The sequence below is a fragment of the Tellurirhabdus bombi genome, from assembly GCF_021484805.1.
Classification (GTDB): domain Bacteria; phylum Bacteroidota; class Bacteroidia; order Cytophagales; family Spirosomataceae; genus Tellurirhabdus; species Tellurirhabdus bombi.
In genome coordinates, this window is sequence record NZ_CP090557.1 from 3834075 (window position 1) to 3846153 (window position 12079).

Here is a 12079-nt window from a genome sequence, read left to right on the forward strand (position 1 = left end):
TGACTCAAAAGCGTATTTGGATTGGTCTTAGTGTATGTTTGTTAGCTATCGCCGGCTATTTTGGCTATCGTTGGTGGACTGCGCCTATCCGATCACCCTGGGAATTGATTCCGTCCGATGCGTTGATTGTTCTGGAAAGCACCGCTTTGCAGGATACGGTCTCGAAAGAAAGCCGCCTCAATGAACTTTCCCTCCGCACAACTCCTGTGTTTCAGGAGGCCGTTCAGGCGGTGGATCAATTCATCTGGCCTGCCCTCGATACCACCGACGCGCTCAAACTCCTGCGTTCGAAACCCATTTGGTATTCCCTGCATCGTACTTCGCGCGATAAGCTGGAATTTGCGTTCTATTTACCATTGAAGACGGCTGAAGATCGGGCACTGGTTAACCGATTACTTAAACCCAATGCAGACCGATTTCGTACATTAAGCCATCCCTACGAAAAGGAGCGGATTCACGAATTTCTGACCGTAGGTAACGAGTCTCTAGGCTCTTTTGTGGTGCTGGATGACTTTTTAGTGGGTAGTCCCTCCACCATTGTGATTGAAAGTGTGGTTCGCCGCATCCACCAACGGTTTTCGGAAACGCCTTTGCAGCGGGCAGACGTAACGCTCTTGCAGCCAGGCACTATTGCAGGCCTGTATGTTCGTAGCTCCGTGCTGGAATCACTCCTGACTTCTCCGCTAAATACAAAAACTGACTGGCAGGCCCGGTACATCCGCACGTTTTTGCCAACCGAAATTAAGACCCAGTTTCAGCAATCGATTAACCGCACTCACCTGCTGGGTAAATCTGTCGAGGACATTGGAACTCAATCGGCAGTTGCCTCGCTTTTTTCCGGTCAGATTCCGGGACGCATAGCCTGTGGTAATTTAATCCCTGACCAGACAACATCTGTTTTTCACATCGGCCTAAGCGATGGAGCCAAGTTTGGCGCCGCCTTAACACCTTTCATTAATGCCGAACAGGAAGGCGTTTTTCGGGAAGGCCGCCGCAAGCTTCGTCCGCTCCTTCAACGGGATGCGACTAGTTTTTACCAGTATCTGGGCAACGAAGTAGCCCTACTGAAACTGGATGCCTCTTTCTCAGAGCAGCGTATGATTTTACTGGTTAAATCTCCCAATGTCGAGAAACTGTATGATCGTTATCAGCTGGCGGCTGTTTTATTGTCTGGTAAAGATCAGTTGGCCAAAACCAAATCATTTCTAAAACACCCAGTTACACTTATTGACGCTCCGGATTTGCCAGCGCATTTGTTTGGAGGCTTGTTTCGTGGGTTTTCCCGCAGTTGGGTGACGCAGGAAAAAGATTACTTGATCATTGCCAACAGTGAGGAAGTAATGCAGGAATATCTACAGGCATTACGCGATGAAACCGTTTGGTCAGTCAACCGTCGACAACTTGATTTACTAACAAAAACGCTTCGCCCAGCTAATTTTACGGTCTTTACCCGCTTCGGGCGGGCGGGCGAATCCATTGCGGCCCAGTGGCCAACGGCTTGGCAACAACTTCTTAACCACGATGATACAGCCTTAGACAACATCGAAAACCTGGTATATCAGAGTAGCTACGGGCGGGATCGGATTTATTCAACAATCGTGCTGGGGCGTACTTCCCGCCGAGCCAGCGAAGCCGTTTTCAACCGCGTTTTTCTACAAAAGAACGTTGATTTCAACGCTCCTTTAGCCAATGCACCCTTGCCCTTGGGGGACTTCGTTGGCGGGTCGGGTCAGATTTGGGCCATTGATAACAGCCGGCAGTTTGTCCAGATAACTCCTTATAATGACAAACGCGTTATTGGCTCGATTGATGGAGCCATCAAAAGCCAGTTGATTCCCGTCAATTACCTCGATAACGGTCGCTTGCAATACGCTTTCACCACGGCACAATCCCTGTATTTTGCGGATTCATACAATGGATTTGTGCGCTTACAATCTGTCAGGCTTCCCAAAGGTGCTAACCCTTCACTACTGAGTTTAGCCCGAGGGCTGTCCGATCGAGCGCAAATTCTACTCCTGGGGCATCAAGATGGTAGTGTTTTTGCTTTTGATAAGACCCAAAAACGCTTTATTCGTCAATTTTCGGTTACTTCCACGGGAGAAGCCTGTCCACCTTATCAGACCATTTTCCGCAACCAGAACTTGTCGGTTCTTTCCTTGCAGAAAGAGGGCAAACTGAATAAGTGGCAGCAAAATGGCAACCAGGCCCCGGGTTTTCCGCTGGACTTGCAATCCGAATTTTCGGGTCCTGCTTTTATGGACGGTTCCACTCCGGCAACAATCACCACCCTTGGCAAACAAGGTGAATTTATCCGAATCAGTGAGGAAGGCAAGATTCTTGAAAAATCACAATTATACCGGCCCGTTCGGCGAGGGACGTTTCATCTTCTTATTGAAGAAGGTCAGAAGGATTACTTAGTACTCCGAACTACCGATACTGAAACGGCCATATTGGACCACAACGGTAAAAGCCTATTCGAAGTCCGTGGTCTGGTTCCGGGCCGGACGACCATTCGTTACCATATTTTTGGATCGGGACTGAAACTTGTTAGCGTTAAATCCGGCAATTTCACCTCGCTCTATCACCTTAATGGCCGTCCTTTCGGCGATCGTCCCATCCCAGGCCTTTACCCCGTTAATTTGCAGTATTCCCCTTCCCGGAACAAGCTGTTTATTTACAGCAGTACGGAAAAAGCGGTGCAAGTCTGGTCGATTAAATTGCGTTAATGATGAAGTCTTTGCGTTATATAGTTCTCTTTTTTGCCATTCTTATTTACCTGGGAGGATGCTCTTCCGACGTGCTCCGCTCCTACTACAATGCGGGTTTGATTGCTGATGATTACCGCTACGGTGACCTGTATCGGCTCTCCAATTTATCCCAGTTTAAGGCCCGACAATCTGCTTGCCCGCCCGGCGTTCCGGCCTCTTCGCCCCGCCAGCCTTACCATTTGTATCTACTTGGCGATAGCTTTACGGAACCAGGGCGCATTAGCGCAGCGGACTTCACAGCCAGCCACTACCAGTATATCCACTGGGACAAGCCACAAAATATTCAGCTGGATACTACCAAAACCAACATTCTGATTCTCGAAACGGTGGAACGCCATTTTCGGGAGCATTTCGGTCGTGGCGTTGATGAACTGCGCGTAATGGCCGATACAACCCGACAAACCAATGTTAAGGCAGCTTCTGTAAGCTGGACGCAACGGATTCAGGATTTAGAAACCGTTTTCGCGACCAGGGAGTCCGTCAATGAACGGCTGGAAAATCTTTTGTTTAGCTCAGACTTCTTTTTGTGGTTTAAAGAAATTAAAGCCCAGCTAAATTACCAGTGGTTCGAGCGAGTTAACCCGAAAGTGACAATAACCCCCGGCGGGCAACATCTACTCTACGGAATCGATACGGACACCTCTACAATTAGTTCTTCGTTTACGCCACTGGAGCAGACCGAATTAAATCAGTTAGTGGATAGCGTTAATCACGTAGCGGCTCGTTACCGGAAACTTGGCTTCGATCAAGTTTACCTTAGCATTATTCCCAATAAAACGAGCATCTTAGCCTACTACCTTGGCGAATACAACCGCCTGATCGATCGGGTGCAGCGCCATCCTCACCTCGAGGTGCCGATCATCGATGTGTATACTCCTTTCAGAGCCAGCTCTTCGTCCGTCTATGAATTGAGCGATTCGCATTGGAACTGCCAGGGACGGTCAATCTGGTTGCGGGAAGTCGGTAAAAAGCTAAATTCATCTCCACTTTAGGAAGCGAAAAATTGCACAAAAGGTAGACTTACTCTGTTATTTCCGTTGTCGAAATTATATCTTTGTATACATTCACCGTAACTCATGATTCGACAACTAATTACCAGCCTCGCCCGTCGCGCGCAGATTCGCACCGACCGTTTTGGTTTGAAGGAGTGGGTCTTATTGGTCCATTTTCTGATTCTTCCCTTTGTGTGGGTACAATGCATTGACGGTTTTGAATTCGCCTGGCATCTGCTCCAGGTCCTGACTACCTTTGCTACGGCTGATTTAGCCGAGCACGTCATTGCAGCTCTACAGAACCAGGGAGACACTGATAAAATTAAGCCCCGAATTATTGAGTGGGGACTACTCATTACTGTTGTCGCCGCTTTCATTCTCCTGGCTGAAAGCGCCTTTTATGGCTTGTAAGCCCTGAGGTAGGCGGCCTAAACTTCGTTCAAAGTACTGTATTTTCAGGCTCCGATTGTTGAAGTATCAGAGCCTGAAAAACTATGTCATAATAACTCGTAAAGACCAGGCCTTTTATTCATCTACAGTTTGAGATAGCTTACAAAACCCTTTTGTCAGGCCTTGGCTCTACTATCAAGTCGTCCTTTTTATAGGCCTCAAATTCCTGCCTTTCCAATTCTCTTGTAGACTTCCCCCTAGTCATCTTCCTCATTTTTAGCTAATTATCAAAAGTTTTGCAAAACTGTGGTATTGCTCAAATGAAATTGTACCTTTGCTGAAATTTATATTCAGTCTTAATAAGAATAAATAGTTTAATGAAATACCTCTTCATCTATTTATCTTGTCTGCTGCTATTCCCGACGCTTGTTTCTGCCCAGGACAATAAAGGAACTATTAGCGGAATTGTTCTTGGCCAAGATGGGAAACCAGCGGCTTCAGCTACCGTACTCCTTAAAGACACTAAATTCGCGACCCTCTCCCAAGCAGACGGAAGCTATACACTAGAAGCCGCAGCCGGAAGCTACACACTCTTATTGCAATCGGTTGGGATGGAAACCCAAACGCGGCGCATTTTGATCAAGGCGGGCGAATCAACTCAAGTTCCGACTACCCTCTTAAAAGAAAGTACGCAGCAATTAAAAGATGTTGTTGTAACAGGCCAATACGAACCGCAATCGCTTCGTCAGTCGGTTTATCAAATTCGCACCATCGACCGGGAACGGATTCAGCTCCGGGCAGCTACCAACCTGGCGGGTGTCCTGAACAACGAACTGGGTATTCGTTTTACCAACGACCTGACGCTTGGCACTTCTGATATCCAGCTCATGGGCATGTCCGGGCGAAATGTGAAAATTCTGTTGGATGGCGTTCCTCTGATCGACCGGGGCGATACCCGCGAAAGTCTAAATCAAATTGACATTAATACCATTGAGCGCGTTGAAATTGTTGAAGGCCCGATGGCGGTTTCCTATGGCTCGGATGCGCTGGCGGGCGTTATCAATATCATCACCCGTAAGCCAGGGAATGAACAAATTTCGGTTAGCGCCCGAGTTCAGGAAGAAACAGCCGGTAAAGAATACAGCCCCTTTTCGAAGGCGGGTGTGCACAATCAAAATCTAGGCTTGAGCTTTCAAAAATCGGGCTGGAATGGCTTGTTTAGTGGGACTCGTAACGATTTCGGGGGCTGGCAAGGGCAATCTGTGGGCCGCGTTAAGGACTGGAAACCTAAAGAACAGTTACTGGGAGCTGCCAAGATTGGTTACCGTACCGAAACGTTCAATGTCTGGTACCGTCTGGACGCGCTAAACGAGACGATTAATAGTGAAGGTCCCGTAAACAGCAATACCAACCAGGCACGGGATCAAAACTTTATCACGAACCGTTTTACACACCAGCTTCAGGGAGACTGGCGTGTCAACGATCGCCTGCAATGGAACGGCATTGTCTCGTTTACCGATTATGACCGCCGCACCCAAACGACCAACATCGATCTGAATACGGGCCGCCGTACACTTTCATTAGGAACGGGCGAACAGGATTTATCGGAATTTCAGAGTAAGGTTTTCCGGACGACCGCACAATACAAAATCTCGTCGGCGATCTCCCTGCAACCAGGTATCGACATCAACATGGAAAATGCTTCGGGAGCCCGCATTTTGGGTTCACCAGCCATCAATGACTACGCCTTTTTCGTATCATCAGAGATCAAACCAACCGCAGCCATTACGTTGCGGCCCGGTTTGCGGTTTATCAAAAATTCGGTTTACGATGCACCGCCTGTTATTCCGTCGTTAAACGCGAAAATTACACTAAGCAAAAAAGTTGATTTCCGAATGGCTTACGCCCGAGGCTTTCGCTCGCCTGCCCTGCGGGAATTGTATTTTAACTTTTTTGATGCCAGCCACTCCATTATTGGCAATTCCAACCTGAAAGCCGAATACTCCAACAGCATCAACGGGTCCTTAACCTGGCAGGTGATCGCCACCAGTTCGCTGCGACTTTCTACGACGCTGAATTCGTTTTATAACGATTTTCACAACCTGATTAACTACGGCTTCGATCCGACGAACCCAACCGTTACCACCACCATCAATGTAGACCGTTTTAAAACCACGGGTGGTACACTGAACAATACCCTCTACCACAAAAACTTTTCGGCCACTCTGGGGTTCAGTTACATCGGGCGCTACAACAGCTTTATTGAAGATGACAGCAGCTTACCGGAATTTGTCTGGTCGCCGGAACTGAACTCCAACCTGACGTACAATATCTCGAAAATCGGAACCAAAGTAAGCCTCTTTTATAAGTATACCGGCAAAAGACCTTCCTACGAAACCTCGGCCAACGCCGAAGGAAGCCCGACTACCCGGCTAGCTGAAACAGCCGCTTATCATTGGGCAGACTTCACGGTCAGCAAGGTTTTCATGAAGTATATAACGCTTACTGGTGGGGCTAAGAATCTCTTTAATGTTACCCGCCTTAACAATACCGCTTCCGATTCGGGAGCCCATACGACCGGAGGAGCCGTGCCGCTTAGCTACGGACGCTCTTACTTTCTAGGCCTGAATTTCCAATGGTCGAAGTGATTTTTAATACGTAAAAACCAAAAAACAAGAATGAATAAAATAAACACAACCATGAAAAAAGTCCGCTCGTTTCTGCTTACGTTAACGGTTGCAGCTGCGTTCAATGCCTGTAAAACGGAAGATCCCCCGCTGCCCGATAACCTGGTACAATTTGATGTTACGGAGCAGGGTCTTGATGCAAACCAGCCGAACGCCGAAATTAAGCTGACGTTGAGCCGTAATGTGGATGCCGCTACGCCAATCGTGATTGAATTGCAACCAACGGGCATTGCCTACGGCACGCAATTCACAACGGAACCGGCAGCCACCAACAATAACCTGACCGTAACCATTCCGGCGGGTAGCAGCACCGGTTCTTTCAAGGTAGTGAAAGGGGCTAACCTGTTCCTGAACGGTACCGAATCCATTAAGTTTACGATTAAATCCTCTACCCCGCCGGTTTTACTGGGCCAGAAAAATGCGGCTACGCTGAAGTTTGCTTCCATTACGTCAACTGGTTCTCAGCTTAAACTGAACGGTGGTGAAGGCGGCGCGGCGGCAGTTAACTCTGTTTTTGTTGACCTGAGCAGCAACGGCCAGACGGCAGTTGCCCGTAACAGCTGGGATTTGGGCTTTTACGGCGGTACTGATTTCCGGGTAATCATCAACGGCACGGTTGGTGCTTCGGCGAAAGCGCTGACGAAAGCGGATCTTACGCAGGTAACGGCGGCTGATACGGCAGGTTTCAAAGCCTCAACGGCTATCGGTCAGGGTCTTGGCACGATGGATTTGGTCGATAATGTAGACGGTGACATTACGAAAACGGTGATTCAGGCCATTTCAGCGACGGATGCAGACAATAAAGTGTACATCATCAATCCGGGTACGGCAGCGAAGCCCTGGTACAAGATTCGCGTTATCCGTAAAGGAACGGGTTATACGCTCCAGTACGCCCAGATCGCCGAAACAACCTTCAAGACCCTGGATATCGCCAAAGATGCTACGCATAACTTCAGCTACGTTGCTTTCGACAAAGGAGCCGTTTCAGTAGAGCCAGCCAAAGCAAACTGGGATATTCAATGGTCACTTGTTACGTATAAAGCAGACCTAAGCCCAACGATGTCTGTCCCTTACACTTACTCTGACTATGTGCTTATTAATCACTTAGGTGGCACTGAAGCCGCGGAAGTATTGACCAGCACGGTTACGTACGCAGCTTACGCAGAAAGCAACATTGCCGCAACGGCGTTCAAGAAAGATCGCAATGTGATTGGTGGTAACTGGCGGGCAACCGGTGGACCAAACGGAGGCACAACGGGCGTTAAAACGGATCGTTTCTACGTCATCAAAGATGCTTCGGGTAACGTTTACAAGTTGAAGTTTGTCAACTTTACCTCTGCCGACGGTGGCCAGCGGGGTTATCCGAACATCGAATATCAGTTAGTGAAAAAAGGAGCTTAATTGAGTTCCGCAATCCCGATCTAACTGGTTGGGATTGCTCATGAAACAAACTTCCCACGTTCATACCAATTCTTGATGCTGCTTTTAAACAGGCATCAAGGCAACCAAAAAAGGCAGCGTCATTGACACTGCCTTTTTTATTTTCCGTCTATAGCTTACTTATTTATTTTAAGTTCTTACTGCCGTCGGGTTGGTAAACATACCGGAATGTATAATAGCGGCTTTCTCCGCCAGCATCACCGCCTTTGTAGTAGCTTTGAATTTCCATCTTGGCGTACTTTCCGTCTGCGGTCCGAATCAGGAGCACTTTGTCGGCGGTTGGCGTAATGGCTCCTCCCCCGTAGGTGTACCAACCGTTGCCCGAGCCTGTCAGAATAGCCAGTTTACTGCTTTCATCCTGCGCAAAGACAACATTTTCGGGAACGGCAGTCAGGGCATCGAATGTGCCGTTCTGTACAGCAGCACCGCCTTTGCCCACGCGGCCTGCACCTCCGTTGACAATGATGGTTGTTGCCCGAAAGCCAACATCCCATTTGGCCGTAGACGAATCGCTATTGGGAACCTGCTTCCCGTCTTTCAGGCTAAAAAGCGTGTATTTGCCCGATCCAACGCCGGGTTGCCCTCCCTGCGGATTAGCCGGATCAGCCGGTAGGTCTTTAATAGTAACGGGCGATAAGGTTTGCGCTGATACAGGATTGAAAGCCGACAAAAAGGCCGATCCAACCAGCAGGGCAACCGCAACAAAAGATTTATTCATCTGGGTACGAAGCGAATTATTTGCGTTTATTCAAGTACGGGTACGGCTTTCTGAGCAACCACTTCACGCCACTCTTCTTTCTCCGGAACGCCTGGTTTACGTTTTCCGAAGATGAGCGCGATTTGATTTCCTTCCGCATCGAACAATTCAAGGCTGGTTACTACGCCATCCACGGTTGGTTTCTTCACGACCCAGGCAGAAGCTACGTGGTCTTCCCGCAAGTGCATGTTAAATTTTGGATCGAGTACGTTGAACCAAGGACCCATGGGCACCAGTTTACGCACTTCGCCCGTATGAATCTGGATGCAACCCCGGCTACCGACGAAAATCATGATGGGCAGACCGCTTTTCGATGCGTCTTCAAACACGTCTTTCACGGCCGCCATCGTGGTTGGCACGGCATGGCCTTCGGGAGCCAGACGCATCGCCTGCAACCGGGAAACCTTGTGTTTGCGGAGCATACCAAAAAACTCGTGCGTGTCTTTTAATTCCAGCCAGGATTGCTGGAAAGCAGCCATGTCAATATCCGTATCTGCTTGATCTTCTTCCGCGGCTTCAGCTTTTGGCTCAATAACCAGGTCACTGGCCTGATCGGCGGCTTTGTATTTCTCAACCAGAGCGTCGTAGGCTTCAACGTTGCTCTGATCAGTTAAGTAAATCTTATGAACCGCTTCGCCATCACCCGCAAAGAACTGCAAGCTCTTGCGGTCGTTTTCATGAACGGCGAACCCGTGTTTCCAGTGCATCATGAAAAGACGCAGGTCAATATCTTCACCCAGAACTAGCCCAACATGCCCGTTGAATGACACGTTCAGGTATTCTCCTTTCCGTTCGTGCACCACGCTTTCGTTGCGGGTCAGTGCCATCACATAGCCTAACGTGGGCACTTCTTTCAGCAGCTCTTTGAAATCCCCTTCCAGCTTTGTGGCGGTTTCACCGATTCCGGTAGCAACCAGTTCTGCTTCGCTGACGCCCAATTGTTTGGCGGCATCGCGGATGCGCACTTTCGGGTTTTCGGCTTTGAAAGCCTCGTATTGTTTTTTTAAATCCAGAGTGGTCGTTGTCATACGTTTAATAAGTTTGAGGAGTGACGGGAATGGATGCGTTTTGCCGGCTATGAACAATCAAAGGACAGTTCAGCTCCGGCTGGTGGACAATGGTAACATGCAGTTGAAACGCTTTCAGGATGGTCTCGGGCGTTAAAACATTAGCCGGATTGCCCAGAGCCAGTGTTTTGCCTCCTTTGAGTAACAATACCTTATTGGCGTACTGCATCACTAAATTTAGATCGTGTAAAATCGCAATAACACCGTAACCGCGCTGCGTTAATTTGCTGGCTACTTCCAATAAACTATGCTGGTAATAAAGATCAAGGCCTGTTGTTGGTTCATCCAATAACAGGTATTTAGCCGTTCTGATAATTTCATTCGGCCTCACTAATTCCTCTGCGGTCATGAGCTGGGCCAGTACTTTGGCCAGATGCACCCGTTGCTGCTCACCGCCGGATAACGTAGGCACCGACCGTTCGGCCAGGTGACTGATACCCGTTTGTTCCAGCACTGCCTCAACCACTGCCATGTCTTCGGGTCGGGGTCGCCCATCAAAATGCGGATAGCGACCCATCATTACTAACTCGTAAACATTGAAATTGAACGCCAACGGATTTTGCTGCGCCAATACGGCCCGCCGACGAGCTAACTCAACATTGGAAAACTGACGAACGGGCTTCTCGTCTAACAGAACATCTCCCTGTGTAGGCACCATATCTCGACTTAACGTTTTCAGTAAAGTCGACTTTCCGGCGCCATTTGCGCCTACAACGGCCACCAGCTCACCCGGTTTTACGGCTATCGAGACATTGTCCAATAGCACTTTCCGGCCAACTGTGTGCGTAATATGGTTTGCTTGTAGCATTCTTTTCGTTTCTAAATGCGACTGATACTAGCGACTCAGGCCATTTTTTCACCTGTGCCTTTTATCAGCATATACAGAAATACAGGCGTTCCAATCAGACCCGTTATGATGCCGATTGGCAATTCGGAAGGCGCCACAATGGTCCGCGCCAGCAAATCAGATAAAGTCAGGATAACGGCCCCCAACAAGGCAGAACCCGGAATCACATTCCGGTGATCAGCCCCGGCAATCAGGCGAATTACGTGCGGTATAACAAGGCCAATAAACCCAATAACGCCCGATACAGAAACCGCCACGCCGACGCCCATCGTCGCCAGAATAATCACGTTCCGTTTCAGCGCGGGTGCATTGACCCCCAAGTGCCCCGCCTGGCTCTCGCCCAGCGCAAAGGCATTCATTGGTTTGCTAAGTCGTGGCATCAAAAGCACCGGAATCAGCAGAAAGGGCGCGGCCACCTGAAGGACCTCCCAACTGGCACCGCCTAGACTCCCCAGGCTCCAGTAGGAAATGGCCCTCAATTGAGCTTCATCGGCCATATACACCATCAAACCCCGCAACGCCTCACAAAGCACATTAATGGCGATACCAACTAACAACATGGTTGCGATCACCGTCCGGCCCTGGCGTCTGGACAGGAAATAGACGATTAAAGTGGTGATAACAGCTCCGGTAAATGCCGCCAGCGATAGGGCGTATAAGCCCGCCAAAGCGGATAGTTCACTGAAAAGTTTTATCTGGAGAACAATCATAAAGACCGCAAAAAGCGACGCCCCGGATGAAATACCCACCAGGCCAGGGTCAGCCAATGGATTCCGGAATAAACCCTGCATGGCCGCCCCCGATACGCCCAAAACCGCCCCCACCAGTACACCAAGTAGAATACGTGGTAAACGAATTACCAGCAAAACCGTTTCCTGTTGCTCTTCAAACGTGCCCACGGTCAAACCAATCTGCTTCAGCAAGATGGCCAGCACGTTCGGTATCGGAATTGAAACGGCTCCTACCCCTACCGCCCAAACCATCACCACCACGAGCACAACCCCCAACAGGCTGTTCAGCCACCAACCACGCACGCGCGGGCTTTTGGGGGCGAATCGCTTCGGGACTGGTACGGCTTGGGTAGGTTGCAGTTCTGTTTGCATGATGACTCAGGTAGAATAAATGGGTTGC

At 49.2% G+C, this 12079-nt stretch carries 9 protein-coding genes; 5 read left to right on the top strand and 4 right to left on the bottom strand.

Translation table 11 applies throughout. The annotated features are described in order from the left end of the window. Positions 1-38 precede the first annotated feature (38 nt). From L0Y31_RS16250 to L0Y31_RS16270, 5 genes are all read left to right on the top strand, one after another. Positions 39-2726, top strand: a complete 2688-nt coding sequence (locus tag L0Y31_RS16250) for a hypothetical protein (protein WP_234734134.1) — start codon at positions 39-41, stop codon at positions 2724-2726. Further along, positions 2726-3760 carry an alginate O-acetyltransferase AlgX-related protein gene (locus tag L0Y31_RS16255; protein ID WP_234734135.1) on the top strand — a complete coding sequence of 345 codons (1035 nt, stop codon included), beginning with the start codon at positions 2726-2728 and terminating at the stop codon, positions 3758-3760. The genes L0Y31_RS16250 and L0Y31_RS16255 overlap by 1 nt, the downstream gene beginning before the upstream one ends. A gap of 84 nt (positions 3761-3844) precedes the next feature. Continuing rightward, on the top strand, positions 3845-4171 hold the full coding sequence (locus L0Y31_RS16260; protein ID WP_234734136.1) for a hypothetical protein: 327 nt from the start codon (positions 3845-3847) through the stop codon (positions 4169-4171). Between the two features lie 356 nt (positions 4172-4527). Further along, complete coding sequence (locus L0Y31_RS16265) at positions 4528-6798, top strand: TonB-dependent receptor (protein WP_234734137.1); 2271 nt, start codon at positions 4528-4530, stop codon at positions 6796-6798. A 51-nt stretch (positions 6799-6849) separates the two neighbouring features. Next, a complete protein-coding gene (locus L0Y31_RS16270) occupies positions 6850-8238 on the top strand; it encodes an HmuY family protein (protein ID WP_234734138.1) in 1389 nt (462 codons plus the stop codon). 163 nt (positions 8239-8401) lie between these two features. Here L0Y31_RS16270 and L0Y31_RS16275 read toward each other — a convergent pair whose 3' ends face one another. The 4 genes from L0Y31_RS16275 to L0Y31_RS16290 are packed head-to-tail and all read right to left on the bottom strand — an operon-like array spanning position 8402 to position 12051. After that, entirely contained in the window at positions 8402-8995 is a 594-nt protein-coding gene (locus L0Y31_RS16275) for an HmuY family protein (RefSeq protein WP_234734139.1), read from the bottom strand. 26 nt (positions 8996-9021) lie between these two features. After that, entirely contained in the window at positions 9022-10062 is a 1041-nt protein-coding gene (locus L0Y31_RS16280) for a hemin-degrading factor (RefSeq protein WP_234734140.1), read from the bottom strand. Positions 10063-10066: 4 nt separating this feature from the next. After that, positions 10067-10909 carry a heme ABC transporter ATP-binding protein gene (locus L0Y31_RS16285; RefSeq protein ID WP_234734141.1) on the bottom strand — a complete coding sequence of 281 codons (843 nt, stop codon included), beginning with the start codon at positions 10907-10909 and terminating at the stop codon, positions 10067-10069. Positions 10910-10944: 35 nt separating this feature from the next. Continuing rightward, complete coding sequence (locus L0Y31_RS16290; RefSeq protein WP_234734142.1) at positions 10945-12051, bottom strand: FecCD family ABC transporter permease; 1107 nt, start codon at positions 12049-12051, stop codon at positions 10945-10947. Positions 12052-12079 lie beyond the last annotated feature (28 nt).

Coding starts and splice junctions, on each gene's coding strand:
- L0Y31_RS16275 (WP_234734139.1), bottom strand. CDS start 8,995: ATGAATAAATCTTTTGTTGCGGTTGCCCTGCTGGTTGGATCGGCCTTT.
- L0Y31_RS16285 (WP_234734141.1), bottom strand. CDS start 10,909: ATGCTACAAGCAAACCATATTACGCACACAGTTGGCCGGAAAGTGCTA.
- L0Y31_RS16265 (WP_234734137.1), top strand. CDS start 4,528: ATGAAATACCTCTTCATCTATTTATCTTGTCTGCTGCTATTCCCGACG.
- L0Y31_RS16255 (WP_234734135.1), top strand. CDS start 2,726: ATGATGAAGTCTTTGCGTTATATAGTTCTCTTTTTTGCCATTCTTATT.
- L0Y31_RS16280 (WP_234734140.1), bottom strand. CDS start 10,062: ATGACAACGACCACTCTGGATTTAAAAAAACAATACGAGGCTTTCAAA.
- L0Y31_RS16290 (WP_234734142.1), bottom strand. CDS start 12,051: ATGCAAACAGAACTGCAACCTACCCAAGCCGTACCAGTCCCGAAGCGA.
- L0Y31_RS16260 (WP_234734136.1), top strand. CDS start 3,845: ATGATTCGACAACTAATTACCAGCCTCGCCCGTCGCGCGCAGATTCGC.
- L0Y31_RS16270 (WP_234734138.1), top strand. CDS start 6,850: ATGAAAAAAGTCCGCTCGTTTCTGCTTACGTTAACGGTTGCAGCTGCG.